Origin of the sequence: Streptomyces sp. NPDC091281 (assembly GCF_044757425.1) — a bacterium.
Lineage (GTDB): Bacteria > Actinomycetota > Actinomycetes > Streptomycetales > Streptomycetaceae > Streptomyces.
This window is the reverse complement of the sequence record NZ_JBIVUY010000012.1, coordinates 58,813-77,031: the sequence shown is the minus strand read 5'-3', so window position 1 is coordinate 77,031 and position 18,219 is coordinate 58,813. Positions and strand designations below refer to the sequence as shown.

The window sequence follows — 18,219 nt, the reverse complement described above, 5'->3', positions numbered from 1 at the left end:
TCGGCGTATGGCGGTCCGGAACCGGTGGTCCCGTCCGGACGTTGTCGGGTCAGGGGGCGCGGTGGGGACCGCGTGCCGAGGACTCGGGGAGGTCGGGCGGGGTGGAGGAACTGGTTCCGGGCGGCAATGTCGCCCTGCCCGACGGTGTCCTGACCGTCCGTGTGCCCGGCCCCTTCGACGTGTGCGCGCTGGTCACCGACGACAGCGGGCGGGTGCGCGGCGACGCGGACTTCGTGTTCTACAACCAGCCCACCGCCCCCGGCGCGCACCTGCGCGGTGACAGCCTCACCCTCGATCCGGGGCGGCTGCGGGCCGGGGCGACCCGGGTGACGGTCGTGGCCGCCGCGTCCGCGCCGGGCGCGCGGCCCGGTGCGTCGCCGGTTCCGGCGCTGTCGGTGACCGACGGCCGGGGCCGTCCGCTGGTCCGGTTCGCACCGCCGCCCACCCTGCGGGCGCCGGTGCTGCTGCTGGCGGAGGTGTACCGCCGGGGCGGCGGCTGGAAACTGCGGGCGCTCGGCCAGGGCTACGCCGACGGACTGGCCGGACTGGCACGGGACTTCGGCGTCGACGTCACCGAGGAGCCCACCGCTCCGCCGCCCGCCGCTCCCCCGCCGACCGCTCCCCCGCCCCGCGCCCGCCCGGCCCCCGCACGCCCGACGTCCGCGCCCTCGGCACCGGCCCGTCCGGCATCCGCGCGTTCCGCACCCGATCGGGCGGCCGATCCGGACGGCTTCCTCGGCCCCGTCAACTCCGCCCGCGCGGCGGTCGGTTCGGCGCCGGTTTCGTTCGATCCCCGGCTGACGGCGGCGGCCCGCGCGCACGTGTCGGCCACGGCCGCGGCCGGGCGGCTCGGCTCGGAGGGCGCGGACGGCGTCTCGCTCCACCAGCACGTGACGGCCGCCGGGTACCGGTATCTCGCCGTCGGCGAGCACCTCGTCTCGGGTCCGCGGACGGCGGCCGGGTTCGTCGACTACTGCCTGCGCACCGACCGGGCCCACCGCACCCTCCGCGACCCGGCGTTCACCCACGTCGGTCTCGCGCACGCCACCGACCCGCGCGGCCGCGACGTCTACTGGACGGCCGTCTGGGCGAGCCCGCTGACGCCGTCCGGTCTGGCGCGCACGGAGGCGGAGGTGCTGCACCTGACCAACCGCGAGCGGGCGCGGGCCGGGCTGCGGCCCCTCGCCGTCGACGCCCGGCTCGGTGTCGCGGCCCGCGCGTACAGCACGGACATGGCGGAGCGCGCCTTCTACGACCACGTCTCGCCCGAGGGCACCCGGCCGTGGGACCGGGCGGCGGCGGCCGGGGCGGCGCACCGGTCGATCGGGGAGAACATCGCGTGCGGCCAGCGCTCCGCCGCCGAGGTGGTCGAGGGCTGGATGAACAGCCCCGGCCACCGCGCCAACATCCTCAAGCCCGACTTCACCCACCTCGGCGTCGGCTACGCGGGCGGCGGCCCGGCGGGCACGTACTGGACCCAGCTCTTCGGCGGATAGCCCCCGGCACCCGCGCCGCCGCGGCCCCTGCCCCCGCCCGCCCCAGCCCCCAGCCCCCAGCCCCCAGCCCCCAGCCAGCCTCTCGCGGACGCCGTCTCCCCCGTCGGACGCCGGTTGACCTGGGCCGCTCCGGGAGGAAGGGTTGATCACGGCGCGGCGTGCGGGAACGGCGCGCCGGAAAGGTGGACGTCGTGATCGGCATCTCGGACATCGACAGCGCGGCGGAGCGGATCGCGGGGCACGTCGTCCGCACCCCGACCCTCCCGAGCCCGGGTCTGGGCACGCTGCTGGGCGTCCCGGTCACCGTCAAGCTGGAGCTGCTCCAGCGCACCGGCTCCTTCAAGGCACGTGGGGCCACCGCCAAGCTGCTCTCGCTCACCGACGCCGAGCGGGCCGCCGGGGTGGTCGCGGTGAGCGGCGGCAACCACGGGATCGCGGTGGCGGTGATGGCCGCCGCCCTCGAGGTGAAGGCCACGGTCGTGATGCCGCGTACGGCGCCCGCGCGGGCGGTGGAGATCGCGGAGGACGCGGGCGCGTCGGTCCGGCTGACGGACGGTATGGAGAGCGCGTTCTCGCTGGTGAACGCGTTGCGGGACGAGGGCCTGACGCTGCTGCACCCGTTCGACGACCCGGTCGTGGTGGCCGGTCAGGGCACAGTCGGCCTGGAGTTGGCGCGGGACGCGGACGAGCTGACGGACGTCCTGGTGAGCGTGGGCGGCGGCGGGCTGATCTCCGGGGTGGCGGCGGCGCTGCGGGCACTGCGGCCCGGTGTGCGGGTCTGGGGGGTGGAGACCGAGGGCGCGGAGGCGATGTCGCAAGCGCTGCTGGCGGGCGGTCCGGTGCCGGTCGAGGTGTCGTCGATCTCGACGACGCTGAGCGCGCCCGCGGTGTCGCGGCTGACGTACGACCATGTGGCGGCGCTGGTGGAGGACGTGCTCGTGGTGCCGGACCGGGAGGCGGTGCGCGGCTGTGTGGAGCTGGCCGAGCACGCGAAGGTGTGGACCGAGCCCGCCGCGGGCTGTCTGGTCCCGGCGGCGCGGCGGATCGTCGAACAGGCGGACGGCCGGGACGTCCGGCTGGGCCTGGTGATCTGCGGGGGCAACGCCACCACCGGCGACATGGCGTCCTGGGTCGAGCGTTTCGGCGTGCGCTGAGTCCGGAAATGCGCGCCGGGCATCGCGCCTTGGAATAGACCAACACCGTTGGAGAGCGTTTCCCCTGAGGCCGCGCGGTGTTTTACCGCGGGTTACACCAGGGGGCGGAGCGGCCGGTCAGCGCACGGATGACGGCCTCGAATGCTCGAATGGTCACTCCTGCGCACCGGCCGAAATGATTTCTTTTCCCGGCGGCTCCGCCCGCTTTTCCGGGCGGGGCAGAGAAATCGCGCGGGAGTCCCGGTCCCATTGAACAGATCCGCACTCCGCGGTCGTATCTAGGGGAAAGGTGAAGAGCCGGGGTTCAGCGAGGGATGACCATGGTCAAGGCGCACGTCTCCACGCACGGGTTGGTCGCCGGTCGCTACCGGCTCCTGGACGTGGTCCACCGCGAGACCAACCGGGTGAGCTGGTACGCCGAGTACGCCGAGTACACCGGGCACGGCGAGCCCGCCGGAGACGCAGGGGGCGCGGCGTCGGGGGGTGCCCGTACCTGCCTGGTCACACGTGTCGGCCTGCCCGCGGGCATGGGCTACGAGGAGGCGGTGCTGGCCGCCGAGCGGGTGGTGCGGGTGTCCGCGACGATGGCCCGGCTCTGCCCCGGCCGGGTGGCCGCGGTGCTCGACGCGGTCGCGGAGGACGGCTCGCTGTGGACCGTCACCGAGCCGATCGACGGCCCGCCGCTGGGTCAGCTCATGGACCGCAAGGGGCCGTTCGAGGCCGCCGGGGCCGCCGAGATCGCGCTGGACGTGCTCGACGTGCTGGAGGTGGCGCACGAGGAGGGCATCACCCACGGCGAACTGAGCCCCGGTCAGATCTTCGTCCCCACCGGCGGCGGTCCGGCCGTGCTGACCGGCTTCGGCATCGCGGGCGCCACGCTCGTGCCCCGGCTGGCGGCACCGGCGTACGCCTCTCCCGAGCAGGCCCGCAACGACCGGATCGGGCCGGCCGCCGACCTGTGGGCGATGGGAGCGCTCCTCTACACGATGCTGGAGGGACGGCCGCCGTACCGGGACCGGGACCGGCCGGAGACCACCTTGCGCGGCGTGGACCGGCTGCCGCTGCGCACCCCGCTGCGGGCCGCGTCGCTCGGTCCGGTGGTGCTCGGGCTGCTGCGCAAGGACTCGCGGGAGCGGATGACCCGGCCGCAGGTGCGGGAGGCGCTGGAACGCGTCCTCGACGAGGAGCCGGCCGGGGGCGCCGGGGCGGGGGTGCGGCGGGCGTTCACCGCGAGCGGGCCCGGCGGCGGCCGGTGGAGCGGGCGGGCCGTCGCGGTGGGCACCACGCTGGCCGTCGTCCTGGTGGCGACCGCCGCGCTGGCCGCGACCGGGCAGCTCCCCGGACTGGGCGGCGGCTCCACCGGGGACGCGCGGGCCCGGCCGTCCGCCACGCTGCCGCCGACCGGCGGCCCCGGCAACGGCAACGGGGCCGCGGGCGGGGCGAGCGCGCCGCCCGCCCCGGCCCCGGTCACCCCGGCGCCGTCCTCGCCCGCGCCCGCGTCGCCGGGCCCGGACCGGCCGAGCGGCTCGCCGACCCCGTCCCGCGGCGCCACGCCGAGCCCCACGCCCTCGGGCGGGGGTCTGCCCCAGGGGTTCAAGGTCTTCACCTCGCCGGAGGGCTTCGCGGTCGCCCTGCCGAAGGGCTGGAAGGCGCTGGAGACGGCGCGCGCCGCCGACGGCTCCTACCGGGTCACCTTCGGCGCGCAGGGCGATCCGCGGACGCTCGCGGTGACGTCCAGCGTGACGGTGGGCCCGGACCCGGTCGCCATCTGGCGGGAGGACGTCGAACCCAATCTCCGCGAGATCGAGGGCTTCCGGCGCCTCGGCGACATCGAGGCGACCACCTACCAGGGCTTCGAGGCGGCCGACATGGAGTGGCTGTCGAAGGTCGACGGCGTCCCGGTGCGCACCTTCGGGCGGGGCTTCCTGCTGGGCCCCGGCAAGGGCGGGTTCTCGCTGCGCTGGACGACCCCCGCCGACGACTGGGACGACCGCGCCAACCGGGACGCCCTGGACGCCTTCCTGGCGACCTTCGACCCGTACGCCGACACGGGCGCCGGGGCCGCCGGCAAGGGCAAGTCCGCGGACCGCGCGGCGGGTTCGGCCGCCGGAGACCGGACGACGGGGACGCGGGTCACGGCGGGCCGGGCCGCCGGTGCGCGCGCCGCGGAGGACCGGGCGGCCTGAGACAGCCTTCGGTGCGCCAGGACCGCACCGGGCGCACCGGCCCGCCGCAGGCACGCACCGGACCGGCGTCGAGCGGCGTCAGGTCACACCGACGCCGCGTCCGCCGTCGCGGCACGGTCCGGCGCGGCACGGTCCGTTGCCGCGTCGTCCCCCGGCGCCGTCCCCCGGACCGGTGTCACCGCCCGGGGCGCCCGCAGCCGCCGCATCGGCCCGCCGTGCAGGGGCCGGGTCTGCCAGCGGGCGGTGAACGTGCCGTCCGCGCGGGAGCAGGTCACCCGCAGCCGATGCGGTGTCTCCAGGAACAACACGTCGGCGGCGAGGGTGTCGCCGTCGGCGTCGTCGCCCTCGTTCCAGCCGCCGCTCACGGCGAGCGGCAGCCCGCCGCCCGTCGCCCCGGCCGGGGTCGCGTCGCTCTCCCGCCAGCCCGCTCCGCCGCCGAGCCGGGCCGTCAGCCGGTCGTCGCCCTCGGTCAGGACGAGCGCCCAGCCGTCGCCGTCGCGCAGGACCTCGACCCCGGTGAGCCCCGGCTGGTCGGCGCAGACACCGCCGTACGGGGTGAAGGCGGCGCCCTCCCACCCGGCCACGTCCCCGCGCGGCGCGGGCAGGCCGGTCGCCGCGGGGAGGGCGAGACCGGCGAGGCGTGCGGCGAGGGCGGCGTCGGCGTCCTCGCGGCCGGTCAGCGGCTCGGGCCGGAACGCGGGCAGCAGGTGCTCCCAGACCAGGTCGAGCAGGCCCTGCATGTCGTCGGTGCCCGCGGTGGTGGCGATCACGGCGTCCTGCTCGGGCAGGACCAGGCAGAACTGGCCGTACGCGCCGTCGCCCCGGTAGCCGTGCCGGGAGCGCCAGAACTGGAGGCCGTAGCCCTGCCCCCAGTCCGACCGGGTGGCGTCGCCCATGATCCCGGCGGTGGGGATGTGGACGCGGGTCGCCTCGGCAAGCCACTCGCGCGGCAGCAGGCGCTCGCCGTCCCACTCGCCCTCGCGGAGAAGGAACCGGCCGAGGCGGGCGACGGCGTCGGTGGTGCCGTGCAGCCCGCTGAAGCCGAGCTGGCGGCCGGTCCGGTCGTGCAGCCAGACGACCTCGCCGATGCCGAGCGGGTCCAGCAGCCGGGGCCGCAGGTAGTCGGTGAGCGAAAGGCCGGTGACGCGCTGGAGGATCGCGGCGAGGGTGTAGGTGGCGGGCTGGTTGTAGGCGAACACCGTGCCCGGGTCGCGGTCGGGCGGCAGCAGCAGGAAGCCGCGCACCAGCTCGCCGGGGTCGAGGGTGTGGGCCCGTTCGAACGTCTCGGCCTCGTGTCCGCTGCTCATCGACGCCACGTGCCGGACCAGCATGGCGCGGCTGCGCGGGTCGGTGATCTCGTCGGCGAACTCGGGGAAGTACGAGATCACCGGGTCGTCGAGGCCGATGAGACCCTCGGCGACGGCGAACCCGGCGGCGAGCGAGGTGAAGCTCTTGCTGAGCGAGTACAGCAGGTGCAGCCGGTCGGGCGCGTAGGGCGCCCACCAGCCGGAGGCGACCACGTCGCCGTGGCGCAGGATCATCAGACTGTGGGGTTCGACGGTGTCCGACGCGTCGACGGCGTCGAGGAAGGCCTGGACGCCCGAGGCGTCGACGCCCCGGGCGGAGGGGGCAGCGGTGGGCAGCGGACGGATCGTCGTCATGTCCCCCATCCTTCCCCACCCGCAGGCCCCGGACCGACGGATTCCGGCCGCTGTGCGCCGATGCGTCCGTTTCCGGCGCGGCCCGTCGGGGACTCGGCGCACATGGTGCGATTCGGATACACGATGATGACCGAGCAGGCCGGGCCCCGTGAGCTGGTGGACCACGTGGTGCGGGCCGAGGAGGCGGGGTTCGACTTCTCGGTGACGTCGGACCACTACTTTCCTTGGCTGCGCGAGCAGGGCCATTCCCCGTACGCGTGGAGTGTGCTGGGCGCCGCCGCGCAGGCCACCTCGCGCATCCCGCTGATGACGTACGTGACCTGCCCGAGCATCCGCTACCACCCGGCGGTCGTGGCGCAGAAGGCGGCGACGATGCAGCTGCTGTCGGAGGGCCGGTTCCGGCTGGGGCTCGGGGCCGGTGAGAACCTCAACGAGCATGTGGTGGGCGGTGGCTGGCCCGTCGCGGACGTCCGGCACGAGATGCTGGAGGAGGCGGTGGAGATCATCCGGGCGCTCTTCGGGGGCGGCCATGTCACCCGGCACGGCACGCACTTCGACGTGGAGTCGGCCCGGCTGTGGGACCTGCCCGAGGAGCCGCCGGAGATCGGCGTCGCGGTCTCCGGCGAGCAGTCGTGCGCGCTCGCGGGGCGCCTCGCCGACCTGGTGATCGCCACCGAGCCGAAGCCGGAGCTGCTGGAGGCGTTCGACCGGCACGGCGGCGCGGGAAAGCCGCGCGTCGGCCAACTCCCCGTCTGCCACGACCCCGACCGCGAGACGGCCGTACGGCGGGCGCACGAGCAGTTCCGCTGGTTCGGCAACGGCTGGAAGGTCAACGCCGAACTCCCCCACCCGGACTCCTTCGAGGCCGCGACGCGGTTCGTGACACCGGACGACGTGGCCGAGGCCATCCCCTGCGGCCACGACACCGACGCCTTCGTCGAGGCCGTACGGCCGTACGCGGAGGCCGGATTCACCGAGATCGCCCTGGTGCAGATCGGCGGCGACTCCCAACCGGCGTATCTGGACTGGGCGGAGAAGTCGCTGCTGCCCGCGCTGCGCGACACGTTCTCCTGAGCGGCGTGACGGCGGCCGGGGACGACGGTCCGGGTGGCCTAGGCTGCCGGTCTGCGCGGCCGTGCGAGGCGGCCGTGGATCGTCCGCAGTCTGCACAGGAGAGTCGTCCGTGACCGTTCTGACCGACCCGACCACCCCGTCCGCCGACCTGATCGGGACGCGGCAGTCCGCCGAAGAGGGCCTGGCGCAGGCGCCCGCCGACCCGGCGGAGGAGACGGCCGCGGACCCGGCGGCCGAGGAGCCGGGAGCGGACCTCGCGGCGGAGCCGGTGGCGGGGGCGGTGTCCGCGCCGCTGTCGGACCTCGTGGCGCGGGACGCCCGCGAGTTCGGGGTGTACGCGCGGACCGGGGGCTGGGCGTTCGGGCTGATGGTGGCCCGGAGTGTGCGGCCGGGCGGGCAGGGCGCGGACGAGACGCCGAAGGTGTCCGCGAAGGAGTTCGCCGCGCTCGCGGGCTGCTCCCCGGACCGGGTGATGCGCTACTACAAGGCCTGGGACCGGGCCGCCGACGACGGTCTCGTGCCGCACTTCGAGGAGCTGGCGCCGGGCCAGGAGGTGGAGCTGCCCGACGCCGACGTCTGGCTCACGTACTACGTGTCCCGGTCCGGCGCCACGTCCGAGCGGGGCGCGGCGATCGCCGAGGCGGCGGAGGCCGAGGGCATCCGGCCGACGAAGGCGCTGGAGGTCGCCGAGAACCCGACGGCCCTGCGCGCCGCGATCCTCGCCGACCCGTCGACCGCGCGGGCCGCCCGCGCCGCGCTGCTGGACCGGGTCCGGGAGGACCCGGGGCTCCAGGCCGAGCTGGCCCGGGACGTGGTGCGCACCGACGACCTCAAGAAGGCCGTGGCGAGCGAGAGCCGCTCCGCCGACCGGATCGGCTACGTCCGCCAGATCGCGGAGTCCGGCCAGGTCCGTACGCCCGCCGGGCAGACCATCGACGCGCCCGTCGACCTGCGCCAGGAGGCCGAGCGGCACCTGTCGCTGCTCGACGAGCTGGACGAGGACGAGGACGCCGGAGAGTGGGCGTCGGAGGCCTACGACACGTTGAAGTCGCTGGTCGTGGAGGCCGTCGAGGCCGACCCCGAGCTGCGGGTGCAGGAGCGGCGGACGAAGTTCTACAGCAGCCTCCAGAAGGCGACGAAGGCGTTCGAGGAGCTGACCTTCGACGACGCCCAGGACTTCTACGAGGACGACATGGTGCAGCGGCTGGAGGAGCTGCAGCACGCGATCGGCAGCTGCCTGGAGTCGCTGCGCGGGGCGCGCGCGGAAGACTGAGCGCGCGCCCCGCGCGGCGGCGGTGCCGCGTCAGTCGGTGGTGTAGCGGCGCCGCGTCCACAGCGGCACCGCCACCCAGAACACGACGTACCAGAGGCCCACCCCGGTCACGAGGTAGGGCACGAAGCCGTCGTGGGTGGCCACGCGCAGGATCAGCAGCAGCGCGGAGATCATCGTGGCGAACAGCAGCACGAGGCCGACGAACGTCATCCGTGACGCCCAGGCGACGGCCTGCGGCTTGACCTGGCGGCCGGAGACGAGGCGGTGCAGGGAGACCGGTCCTATGAGGGCGCCGGTGGCGCAGGCGCCCAGGACGACAGTGACGATGTAGATCGCGTGCTCGACGTCGCCGAGGTCGGTGTAGCGCGGGGTGAACACGACCGTGAGGAGGAAGCCGAAGAGGATCTGGACGCCGGTCTGGGCGACGCGGATCTCCTGGATCAGCTCGCCCCACATCCGGTCCGCCCGCTCGTCGCGCGTCTCGTCCCGGCCCCTGCGCGCACCGTCCGGCACCCCGGAACCCTCGTGGTCCGTGGTCGGCCCGGAACCGTCCTGGCCCGTGTGCCCCTCGGGACCCTCGTGGTCCGTACGGTCCACGTGGGTCTCGTCCCGCCGTCTGTGCGCCTCGGCCCCGGCCGTCGTCCCGCTCACCGCGTCCTCCCCGATTCGAGTGGATGTTCTCCCACGGGCGAGTACCCCCGGATCGGTGATTCGTTCCGGTCCGGGGGACACGACGTGACGGGTGCCCGGCGGGGGCTACCAGCGGCTCTCGACCTGGGCCCGGACCCGCCGGTCGTACAGGTCGCGGATCGCCGCGAGGGTGGCGTCGGACAGCTCCGGGAGCCGGGCGGCGGCCGCGTTGGCGCGGGCCTGCTCGGGCGAGCGGGCGCCGGGGATGACGGTGGTGACGCCGGGCTGCTCGACGATCCAGCGCAGTGCGAGCTGGGCCGGGGTGTACCCCTCGGGGGCGAGGGCGGCGAACTCGGCGGCGGCCTCGACGCCGGTCGTCCAGTCGACGCCGGAGAAGGTCTCGCCCTGGTCGAAGGCCTCGCCGTGCCGGTTGTAGGTGCGGTGGTCGTTCTCGGGGAACACCGTGTCCTTGGTGTACTTGCCGGACAGCAGGCCGGAGGCGAGCGGGACGCGGGCGATGACGCCGACCCCGGCCGCGCGGGCGGCGGGCAGCACCTCGTCGAGGGGCTTCATGCGGAACGGGTTGAGGATGATCTGCACGCTGGTGACGCCGGGCCGGGCGATGGCGGTCAGGGCCTCGGCGCAGGTCTCGACGCTGACGCCGTACCGGGCGACGCGCTCCTCGGCGACGAGGGTGTCGAGGGCGTCGTAGACCTCGTCGCGGGAGTAGACCGCGGTGGGCGGGCAGTGCAGCTGCACCAGGTCGATCCGGTCGACGCCGAGGTTGCGGCGGGAGCGGTCGTTCCAGGCGCGGAAGTTCTCCAGCACGTAGTTCGCGGGGATCTGCTCGACCCGGCGACCCATCTTGGTGGCGACCAGGACGTGCAGGTCGGGGCGGCCGCTCAGGAAGGCGGCGATGGTCTCCTCGCTGCGGCCGTCGCCGTAGACGTCGGCGGTGTCGAAGAAGGTGACCCCGGACTCGGCGGCCGCCTCCAGGACGGCGAGGGCCTCCTTGTCGTCCACGTCGCCCCAGTCGGCGCCCAGTTGCCAGGTGCCGAGACCGACCACGGATGCGTGCTGACCTGATCTGCCGAATTCGCGCTCTTCCATGGGCTCAGTCTGTCATCCGTGCGCGGCGGGCGCCCCGGTCACGGGACCGGTGGCGGGGGTGCCGGTGAGGTGGGCCTGGACGGCCGGGGCGCAGCGGGCGACGATCTCCTCGGTGGCGGCCTCGCGCAGCTCCCGGCCGCGGGCGATGCCGTACATGGCGCCGAGGCCGATGAGGGCGGCGACGGCGAGTTCGGCGCGCAGGCCCGCGTCGGGGCCGGTCAGCCGGGCGGCGAGCCGGTCGGTGACCTGGGTGCGGAAGTTGGCGCGCAGGATGTCGCCGTGGTCGCCGTGCAGGGGCGCGAAGGCGATCCGCAGGACGGGGTCGGCACCGCGTTCGCGCTGACTGACGACGACGTGCCGGACCATGTGGGCGCCCAGCGTGTCCAGGTCGGCGTCGAGGAGGGCGTCGGCGTCCTCCGCGAAGGACATGACGCGGGCGAAGAGGGCGTCCTTGTTGCCGAAGTACTTCAGCACCAGCGGCGGGCTCACCCCGGCCCGCTCGGCGACGGCCTTGAGGGTGATGTCGGCGTGCGCGTGCCGGGCGAGGAGGTGCCGTGCGGCGCGCAGGATCGCGGCCTTGGTCTCCTCGGCGTCGCGGCGGGCGGGGGCCGGCGCGGGGCGGTCCCCGGCCTCGTCGGTGGGGGGCCCGGACGGGCCGTACGAAGCGGTCACGGTCCTCATGCTCCCCCGGCGGCGGGGTCCTTCGCCGACCGGGTGCCGCGCCGGGCCGGTCGCCCGCCGTCCGGGGGTGCGCCGGAGGCCGCCGTACCGGACACGGCGATCCCTTCTGCCGTCACGGCCGCCGCCCCGGTCGCCGCCGCCGTACCGGGCGGCCCGGACGGTGCCGACGGCTCGTCGGGCGCGGGTCCGGCGGGGATGGTGAGGGCGACGGCGCAGGCGACCAGGGCGACGGCGCCCGCGACGGCGAAGGCCAGCAGGTAGCCGTGCAGGGTCGGGACGGGCGCGCCCTCGACGAGGCTGGTGTGGTGGACGAGGACGGCGGCGACGGCGGCGCTGGAGGTGGCCTGGCCGATGGTGCGCATGAGGACGTTGACGCCGTTCGCGGAGGCGGTCTGCGCGGCCGGTACGGCGTGCAGGATCAGCGAGGGCAGCGCCGAGTAGGCGAGGGTGGTCCCGGTGGCCACGACGGTCGCCCCGACCATGATCATCCACAGGGCGTGGCTGTCGGCGACGCGGACGGCGTACCCGGCGGCGATGACGGCGGCGCCGAGGGCGAGGGTGACGCGCGGGCCGCGCGCCTCGGAGATCCGCGCGGAGAGCGGGGAGAGCAGCAGCATGACGACGCCGCCGGGCAGGAGGCAGAGCCCGGTCTGGACGATGGACAGTTCCAGGCCGTAGCCGGTCGCCTTCGGCGCTTGCACCAGTTGGGCGGTGACGAGGGAGTTGGCGTAGAAGGCGAAGCCGGTGAGGAGGGCGGCCAGGTGGGCGAGGCCGACGCGGGGGCGGGACACCAGCCGCAGGTCCACGAGGGGTTCGGGGGACCGCAGTTGCTGCCGCCACCACAGGCCGAGCACGAGGACGGCCCCGAGGACGAGGCCCACGACGGGGGCGCTGCCCCAGCCCCACTGGCCGCCCTGGGAGACGGCGAGCAGCAGACAGACCAGTCCGGCGGCCAGGCCGAGGGCGCCGGTGACGTCGAAGCGGCCCGGGGAGCGCACGGGGGACTCCGGGACGGCCCAGCGGATCAGGGCGACGCCGGTGCCGCCGAGGACCGCGGTCACCCAGAACATGACGTGCCAGTCGGCGTACTGGACGACGACGGCCGCGGCCGGGAGTCCCAGGGCGGCGCCGATGCCGACGGTGGAGCTCATCAGGGCGACGGCCGATCCGCGGCGGTGCGGGGGCAGTTCGTCGCGCAGGATGCTGATCGAGAGGGGGACCACGCAGACGGCGGCGCCCTGGAGGGCGCGGGCGGCGATGAGGACGCGGATGTCGGAGCTGAGCGCGCAGACGACCGACCCGGCGGCCATCAGGGCGAACGACAGCAGGAGCACGCGGCGCTTGCCGTACATGTCACCGGCGCGGCCGAGGACCGGGGTGAGGACGGCGCCGGAGAGGAGGGCCGCGGTGACCATCCAGGAGACGGCGGCGGGCGAGGCGCCGGTGAGGCGGGGCAGGTCGGGCAGGAGCGGCACGACGACGGTCTGCATGACCGCCATGAGGATGCCGCAGTACGCGAGGACCGGGACGGTGAGCCGGGCGCGGAGCCCGGCGGGGGCTCCGGGGTCGCCGCCGGGGTGGTGCGGGGCGGGGCCCGTGCTCGGGGCGGGTATCGGGGCGGGCGACGCCATGGACACTCCAGCGGCCGGTGCGGCGCACGTCGCGTACGCCAGGTGAATGACAATTCACTTTATCGGTGAATTGCCATTCACCCAAGTTCGCCGGTCGTGTCCGGCCGTCGGCGGCCGGTGGTGGTCCCGTCGCTAGCGGCGGCCGGAGAGCACCCTGCCGTGGGCGGTGCGGGCCAGCTTCGGGCCGAGCCAGCGCTTGAGGCGGCGCAGGCCCTCCAGCTGCCCGGCGGCCCGGTCGAGCCGGTAGTAGAGCTGCGGCGGGACGTACGGCAGGAGCGGTGAGTGGCGCTGGCCGAGCAGCGCGAACATCCGCTCGGGCGGGAGGTCGATGTAGCGGGCGAGGTTCTCGTACCACTGGGCGCTGTAGCGGGCGGCGCTCTGGAGCGAGAGCAGCGCGGTGGTCCGTTCGCGTTCGTAGCGGGCGAGGGCCTTCGGCAGCGCCGGGGTGTCCCGCAGGGCGTCGGCCAGGGCGAAGGTGTCCTCCAGGGCGAGGGTGGTGCCCGCGCCGATGGAGTAGTGGGTGGTGTGCGCGGCGTCGCCGAGGAGGACGAGGTTGTCGCGGTACCAGCGGGTGTTGGTGAGGGTGCGGAAGCGCAGCCAGGACGCGGCGGCGGCGTCCTCGGTGGCGCGGCCGATCAGGCGGTGGCCGTCGAGGACGCGCGCGAAGAGGTCCCCCAGCAGGGCGAGGCCCTCCGCCTCCCCGGCCGTGTCCAGGCCGAGCCCGGTCCAGGTCTCGGGGGCGCACTCGACGACGCAGGTGCTGCGGTCGGGGCCGAAGGGGTAGCCGTAGCACCAGATCCAGCCGTGGGCGGTCTCCACGAAGGCGAAGGTGAAGGAGTCGAAGACCTTGGTGGTGCCGAGCCAGACGTAGGGGTTGCGGCCCGCTTCGAGGCGGGTGCCGAAGTGGCCGGCGTGCCGGGTGCGCAGGGTGCTGTGGACCCCGTCGGCGGCGACGAGCAGATCGGCGTCCGGGACCGTGTCGGCGGTGACCGGGTGGTCGTACTCCAGGTGGACGCCCAGGGAGCGGGCGCGGTCGGCGAGGATCTCCAGGAGTTTGTGGCGTCCGATGCCGTGGCCCTCGTCGCCGGGCTGGTGGGTGGTGAGGTCCCGGACGTGGGCGACGCCCTGGTTCCAGCGGACGGAGTGCTCCTCGACGGCGCGCGCGGACTCGGGGTCGCGGGCGTGGAGTTCGTCGAGCAGGCTCCGCCAGTAGGTGACGCCCCAGCCGTAGGTGGAGCCCTCGGGATCACGTTCGAGGACCGTGACGTCGTGGGACGGGTCCTGCCGCTTGAGCAGGACGGAGAGATACAGGCCGGCGGGCCCGCCTCCGACGCAGACGACCTTCACGCACACCCCCAGATATGACGACATGTGGTCAGTTGACGACGCAGAGTAGCAGTCACCGCGCGGGGGTCCGGCGGGCCGGGCTCCGGGATTCCGTCACTTTCGCCACGTGAGCCACACCACCGGCGCAGCGGGGCCGGGCGAAAGTCCACCCGTAGGACCGCCCCGCGGGAAAGGAATTGCCCGTTCCGCGCCCGCCGGGCGCCTGTCACGCCAAGATCATCTTCCTTGAAGGCTGCACGACATGTACGTGATTGTCCTGATCACGGCCAACCGGTTCCGCGGGATTTCTCCCGCTCCCAGGGCGGCGGATAGGCATGCGGGGTCACCCACCCCGCACACCTCGGGAGATCCCGTATGCCGCAGCTCAGCCGCCGTCACGCGCTCACCGCCGTGGCCGCTCTCGCCGCCACCGCCGGTGCGGCCGGAACGGTCGCCGCGACCGCCGCGCCCGCCGACGTCCCCTCCCCCGCGCCCGGCGCCGGTCACCCGCACGCCGGCCCGCCGTCGGCCGCCACCGGGCCGGCCCCCTTCGACGAGGTCTACCGGGGCCGCCGGATACGCGGCGGTCCGTCCACCGGGGGCGGTCACCACGGCGGCGGGCCCGGCGGGGACCACGGCGGGCACCACGGGGGCGGACAACCGGGCGGCCGATACGCCGTGTTCGTGGACGACGTCGAACTGCACGTCATGCGCAACGCCGACGGGACGTGGATCAGCGTGATCAGCCACTACGACCCGGTGGCGACCCCGCGCGCCGCCGCCCGCGCCGCCGTCGACGAACTCCAGGGGGCGCGCCTGCTGCCCTTCCCCGCCAACTGACCGTCCGCCCGTACCTGTTGGAGCACCGCACATGACCGTCCGCAAGAACCAGGCCGCCCTGACCGCCGACGAGAGGCGCCGGTTCGTCGCCGCCGTCCTCGCCCTCAAACGCGACGGCCGCTACGACGCGTTCGTCACCACCCACAACGCGTTCATCGTCGGCGACACCGACAACGGCGAGCGCACCGGCCACCGTTCGCCGTCGTTCCTGCCCTGGCACCGCCGGTTCCTGCTGGAGTTCGAGCGGGCCCTGCAGTCGGTGGACGCCTCGGTGGCGCTGCCGTACTGGGACTGGTCGGTGGACCGCACGGCGCGGGCGGCGCTGTGGGGGCCGGACTTCCTCGGCGGCACCGGCCGCAGCTCGGACGGCCGGGTGACCGACGGCCCGTTCGCGGAGGCGGCGGGGAACTGGCCGATCCGGGTCCGGGTGGACGGGCGGACGTATCTGCGCCGGGCGCTCGGCTCGGGCGTGCGGGAGCTGCCGACGCGGGCCGACGTGGACTCGGTGCTGGCGATGGCGACGTACGACCAGGCGCCCTGGAACAGCGGGTCGGACGGGTTCCGCAACCATCTGGAGGGGTGGCGGGGCGTCAACCTGCACAACCGGGTGCATGTGTGGGTCGGCGGGCAGATGGCCACCGGGGTCTCCCCCAACGACCCGGTGTTCTGGCTGCACCACGCCTACGTCGACCGGCTGTGGGCGCGCTGGCAGCGGCGGCACCCGGCCTCGGCGTACCTCCCGGCGGCGGGGACACCGGACGTGGTGGACCTGAACGAGACGATGAAGCCGTGGAACGACAGCACCCCGGCGGACCTGCTCGACCACACCCCGCACTACACGTTCGACACCGACTGAGCGGACGCCGGGCGGGGGCCCGGGGTTTCGGCCGCCGCGGTCGGGTACCCGGGCGCCGACCACCCGACGACACAGCTGAGGAGGCGCCGACCGTGACACAGGTCGAGGAGTCCATCGAGGTAGAGGTCCCGGTCAGCACGGCCTACAACCAGTGGACGCAGTTCGAGACGTTCCCCGCGTTCATGGGCGGTGTGGAGCGCATCGAGCAGCGCAGCACCACGCTGACGCACTGGGTGACGTCCGTCGGCGGCGTGCACCGCGAGTTCGACGCGGAGATCACCGAGCAGATCCCGGACGAGCGGGTCGCCTGGACGACGGTCGCGGGCGAGGCCCGGCAGGCCGGGGTCGTCACCTTCCACCGGCTCGACGACGCCCGCACCAAGGTGATGCTCCAGATGGAGTTCCAGCCGGAGGGCCTGGCCGAGACGGTCGGGGACAAGCTGGGCTTCGTGAAGCGGCAGACCAAGGGCGACCTGAAGCGCTTCAAGGAGTTCATCGAGGAGCGCGGCCAGGAGAGCGGCGGCTGGCGCGGCGTGGTCCACTGACCGCCCCCGCCGACGTACGCACGGGTGCCCCCGCCGGAAAACCGGCGGGGGCACCCGTGTGTCATCCGGCGGCGGCCGCCGTACGGCAGTCGGGGTGGCCCCAGCCCTGGTCGTTCTTGGCGATCTGCTCCCCGGCCGCGTAGGGGCGCCCGCAGGCGCAGCGGCCGGCGAACTTCGCCTTGATGGTGCGCGCCGACCCCGGACCACCGCTCCCCCGGCCCGGCTTGGCCCGGCCGGTGCGGGCGGCGCCGGTCTTCTTCGGCTTCGGGGTGTCCGGGGAGGCGGGCGGCGCGGGAGAGCCGAGGGCGCTGCCCGCCGGTTCCTGGGCGACGGCCGCCTGACTGGCGGCGCGGTCGGCGAAGTCGTTGAGGGGGTCGCCGTCGACCTGGTGGGCGGGGACGTAGCGGAAGTCGACGGTGCGGCCGTCGAGGAGGGCGTCGATGCGGACCACCAGTTCCTGGTTGGCGACCGGCTTGCCCGCGGCGGTCCGCCAGCCGTTGCGCTTCCAGCCGGGCAGCCAGGTGGTGACGGCCTTCATCGCGTACTGGGAGTCCATCCGGATCTCCAGCGGCAGCGCCGGGTCGACGGCGGCCAGCAGCTTCTCCAGCGCGGTGAGTTCGGCGACGTTGTTGGTGGCCCGGCCGAGCGGGCCCGCCTCCCAGCGGGCGGGGCCCTCGGACTCGTCGGAGATCACCCAGGCCCAGGCCGCCGGACCGGGGTTTCCCTTGCAGGCACCGTCGCAGGCCGCCACCACACGTTCACGCATGCGCCCGATCATGCCACGCCGCGCGGGCCCGCCCGGACCCGTCACGGGCGGTGACCGACCGGCCCTCCGGCCGGGTCCGGACGGGTCCGTCCGCTCCTACGGGACCGACGACGTCTTCGGCATGTCGCCTTCCGTGGTGGTCAGGTCGATCACCGAGAAGTTGGCGCCCTGCGGGTCGGTGAGCGCGGCGAACCGGCCGAACGGGGTGCCCATCGGCCCGAACTGGAGCGTCCCGCCCAGCTCGGTCGCCTTCGCGACGGCCGCGTCGCAGTCGGGGACGGCGAAGTAGACGTTGATGTACGAGGGCACCTCGGGCGGGAAGTCGTCCGTCATCCGCATCCGGCCCATCAGCGGCTGTTCGCCGAGGTCGTAGAGGCGGAAGTCGACGCCGTCGTCCTCCATCTGCTGCTGGCGGTAGCCGAAGACGGCCGAGAAGAAGTCGTCGGCCTTGCCGGGCTCGCGGGTGAAGACCTCCGACCAGGCGTAGGCGCCGGGCACGCCCGTCGCCTCGAAGCCCTCGTGGACGCCCGCCTGCCACAGGCCGAACACGGCGCCGCTGGGCTCGCGGGCCAGGCACATCGTGCCGAACTCGCCCACCTGCATGGGCTCCATCAGCACCTCGCCGCCGTGCTCACGGACGCGGGCGGCGGTGGCGTGGGCGTCGTCGGAGGCGAAGTAAAGGCACCAGGCGGACTGGCCCTCCTGGCCGGGCATCGGCGGGACGACGGCGGCGACCGCGTCGGCCTTGGCGTAGGCCTGCGTGTAGTTGCCGTACTCCGACGAGGACTCGCCGAAGGTCCAGCCGAGGACGGCGCCGTAGAAGCTCTTGGCCCCCTCGACGTCGCTGAACATCGCGTCGGCCCAGCAGGGGGCTCCCTCAGGTTGCACGGCCATGGTGGCGGCCCTCCGGGTTCCGGGTGGGACGGTCTCGGGCGGTCGGGGATCCGGTCGGGCGGTCGGGGATCCGGGGTGTCCTCCTCACGCTAGCCA

Annotated in this window: 16 protein-coding genes; 8 read left to right on the top strand and 8 right to left on the bottom strand. The window is 74.7% G+C overall.

The features are described 5' to 3' along the window. The first annotated feature begins 101 nt into the window (after positions 1-101). From ACIQPQ_RS27785 to ACIQPQ_RS27775, 3 genes are all read left to right on the top strand, one after another. The gene (locus ACIQPQ_RS27785; protein WP_401308806.1) at positions 102-1,496 is read left to right on the top strand and encodes a CAP domain-containing protein; all 1,395 of its coding nucleotides are present in this window, start codon (positions 102-104) and stop codon (positions 1,494-1,496) included. Positions 1,497-1,687: 191 nt separating this feature from the next. After that, on the top strand, positions 1,688-2,650 hold the full coding sequence (locus ACIQPQ_RS27780; RefSeq protein WP_401308803.1) for a threonine/serine dehydratase: 963 nt from the start codon (positions 1,688-1,690) through the stop codon (positions 2,648-2,650). Between the two features lie 314 nt (positions 2,651-2,964). Continuing rightward, entirely contained in the window at positions 2,965-4,836 is a 1,872-nt protein-coding gene (locus ACIQPQ_RS27775) for a serine/threonine protein kinase (RefSeq protein WP_401308800.1), read from the top strand. An 83-nt stretch (positions 4,837-4,919) separates the two neighbouring features. Here the strand turns inward: ACIQPQ_RS27775 and ACIQPQ_RS27770 are convergent, their stop codons facing one another. Then, positions 4,920-6,497 (bottom strand): serine hydrolase domain-containing protein, encoded by a 1,578-nt coding sequence (locus ACIQPQ_RS27770; protein ID WP_401308797.1) that lies wholly within the window; start codon positions 6,495-6,497, stop codon positions 4,920-4,922. A gap of 102 nt (positions 6,498-6,599) precedes the next feature. On the opposite strand from ACIQPQ_RS27770, the gene ACIQPQ_RS27765 reads away from it, so the two are divergent. Together ACIQPQ_RS27765 and ACIQPQ_RS27760 are read left to right on the top strand one after the other, a co-directional pair. Then, positions 6,600-7,571, top strand: a complete 972-nt coding sequence (locus ACIQPQ_RS27765; protein WP_401308794.1) for an LLM class F420-dependent oxidoreductase — start codon at positions 6,600-6,602, stop codon at positions 7,569-7,571. A gap of 268 nt (positions 7,572-7,839) precedes the next feature. Next, positions 7,840-8,844 carry a hypothetical protein gene (locus ACIQPQ_RS27760; protein WP_401309301.1) on the top strand — a complete coding sequence of 335 codons (1,005 nt, stop codon included), beginning with the start codon at positions 7,840-7,842 and terminating at the stop codon, positions 8,842-8,844. A 30-nt stretch (positions 8,845-8,874) separates the two neighbouring features. On the opposite strand, the gene ACIQPQ_RS27755 is transcribed toward ACIQPQ_RS27760, so the two are convergent. From ACIQPQ_RS27755 to ACIQPQ_RS27735, 5 genes are all read right to left on the bottom strand, one after another. Further along, positions 8,875-9,300 (bottom strand): DUF6328 family protein, encoded by a 426-nt coding sequence (locus ACIQPQ_RS27755; RefSeq protein ID WP_401309298.1) that lies wholly within the window; start codon positions 9,298-9,300, stop codon positions 8,875-8,877. Between the two features lie 300 nt (positions 9,301-9,600). Continuing rightward, entirely contained in the window at positions 9,601-10,584 is a 984-nt protein-coding gene (locus ACIQPQ_RS27750) for an aldo/keto reductase (RefSeq protein ID WP_401308792.1), read from the bottom strand. A 12-nt stretch (positions 10,585-10,596) separates the two neighbouring features. Beyond that, positions 10,597-11,265 (bottom strand): TetR family transcriptional regulator, encoded by a 669-nt coding sequence (locus tag ACIQPQ_RS27745; protein WP_401308789.1) that lies wholly within the window; start codon positions 11,263-11,265, stop codon positions 10,597-10,599. After that, positions 11,262-12,896: an MFS transporter gene (locus ACIQPQ_RS27740; protein ID WP_401308787.1), complete on the bottom strand. Its 1,635-nt coding sequence runs from the start codon at positions 12,894-12,896 to the stop codon at positions 11,262-11,264. Before ACIQPQ_RS27740 ends, ACIQPQ_RS27745 begins: the two co-directional genes overlap by 4 nt. Before the next feature lie 132 nt (positions 12,897-13,028). Then, positions 13,029-14,267 carry an FAD-dependent monooxygenase gene (locus tag ACIQPQ_RS27735; RefSeq protein WP_401308784.1) on the bottom strand — a complete coding sequence of 413 codons (1,239 nt, stop codon included), beginning with the start codon at positions 14,265-14,267 and terminating at the stop codon, positions 13,029-13,031. Between the two features lie 330 nt (positions 14,268-14,597). Here ACIQPQ_RS27735 and ACIQPQ_RS27730 point away from each other — a divergent pair, with 330 nt between their 5' ends. From ACIQPQ_RS27730 to ACIQPQ_RS27720, 3 genes are all read left to right on the top strand, one after another. Next, on the top strand, positions 14,598-15,062 hold the full coding sequence (locus ACIQPQ_RS27730; protein WP_401308781.1) for a tyrosinase family oxidase copper chaperone: 465 nt from the start codon (positions 14,598-14,600) through the stop codon (positions 15,060-15,062). Positions 15,063-15,093: 31 nt separating this feature from the next. Further along, the gene (locus tag ACIQPQ_RS27725) at positions 15,094-15,918 is read left to right on the top strand and encodes a tyrosinase family protein (protein WP_401308778.1); all 825 of its coding nucleotides are present in this window, start codon (positions 15,094-15,096) and stop codon (positions 15,916-15,918) included. Positions 15,919-16,010: 92 nt separating this feature from the next. Next, a complete protein-coding gene (locus ACIQPQ_RS27720; RefSeq protein ID WP_401308775.1) occupies positions 16,011-16,463 on the top strand; it encodes an SRPBCC family protein in 453 nt (150 codons plus the stop codon). Positions 16,464-16,524: 61 nt separating this feature from the next. Here ACIQPQ_RS27720 and ACIQPQ_RS27715 read toward each other — a convergent pair whose 3' ends face one another. Together ACIQPQ_RS27715 and ACIQPQ_RS27710 are read right to left on the bottom strand one after the other, a co-directional pair. After that, the gene (locus ACIQPQ_RS27715; protein ID WP_401308772.1) at positions 16,525-17,241 is read right to left on the bottom strand and encodes a ribonuclease H; all 717 of its coding nucleotides are present in this window, start codon (positions 17,239-17,241) and stop codon (positions 16,525-16,527) included. An 84-nt stretch (positions 17,242-17,325) separates the two neighbouring features. Further along, positions 17,326-18,123, bottom strand: a complete 798-nt coding sequence (locus tag ACIQPQ_RS27710; RefSeq protein WP_401308769.1) for a VOC family protein — start codon at positions 18,121-18,123, stop codon at positions 17,326-17,328. Positions 18,124-18,219 lie beyond the last annotated feature (96 nt).

Coding starts and splice junctions, on each gene's coding strand:
- ACIQPQ_RS27730 (WP_401308781.1), top strand. CDS start 14,598: ATGCCGCAGCTCAGCCGCCGTCACGCGCTCACCGCCGTGGCCGCTCTC.
- ACIQPQ_RS27735 (WP_401308784.1), bottom strand. CDS start 14,267: ATGTCGTCATATCTGGGGGTGTGCGTGAAGGTCGTCTGCGTCGGAGGC.
- ACIQPQ_RS27710 (WP_401308769.1), bottom strand. CDS start 18,123: ATGGCCGTGCAACCTGAGGGAGCCCCCTGCTGGGCCGACGCGATGTTC.
- ACIQPQ_RS27755 (WP_401309298.1), bottom strand. CDS start 9,300: ATGTGGGGCGAGCTGATCCAGGAGATCCGCGTCGCCCAGACCGGCGTC.
- ACIQPQ_RS27725 (WP_401308778.1), top strand. CDS start 15,094: ATGACCGTCCGCAAGAACCAGGCCGCCCTGACCGCCGACGAGAGGCGC.
- ACIQPQ_RS27740 (WP_401308787.1), bottom strand. CDS start 12,896: ATGGCGTCGCCCGCCCCGATACCCGCCCCGAGCACGGGCCCCGCCCCG.
- ACIQPQ_RS27770 (WP_401308797.1), bottom strand. CDS start 6,497: ATGACGACGATCCGTCCGCTGCCCACCGCTGCCCCCTCCGCCCGGGGC.
- ACIQPQ_RS27715 (WP_401308772.1), bottom strand. CDS start 17,241: ATGATCGGGCGCATGCGTGAACGTGTGGTGGCGGCCTGCGACGGTGCC.
- ACIQPQ_RS27750 (WP_401308792.1), bottom strand. CDS start 10,584: ATGGAAGAGCGCGAATTCGGCAGATCAGGTCAGCACGCATCCGTGGTC.
- ACIQPQ_RS27765 (WP_401308794.1), top strand. CDS start 6,600: ATGGTGCGATTCGGATACACGATGATGACCGAGCAGGCCGGGCCCCGT.
- ACIQPQ_RS27745 (WP_401308789.1), bottom strand. CDS start 11,265: ATGAGGACCGTGACCGCTTCGTACGGCCCGTCCGGGCCCCCCACCGAC.
- ACIQPQ_RS27775 (WP_401308800.1), top strand. CDS start 2,965: ATGACCATGGTCAAGGCGCACGTCTCCACGCACGGGTTGGTCGCCGGT.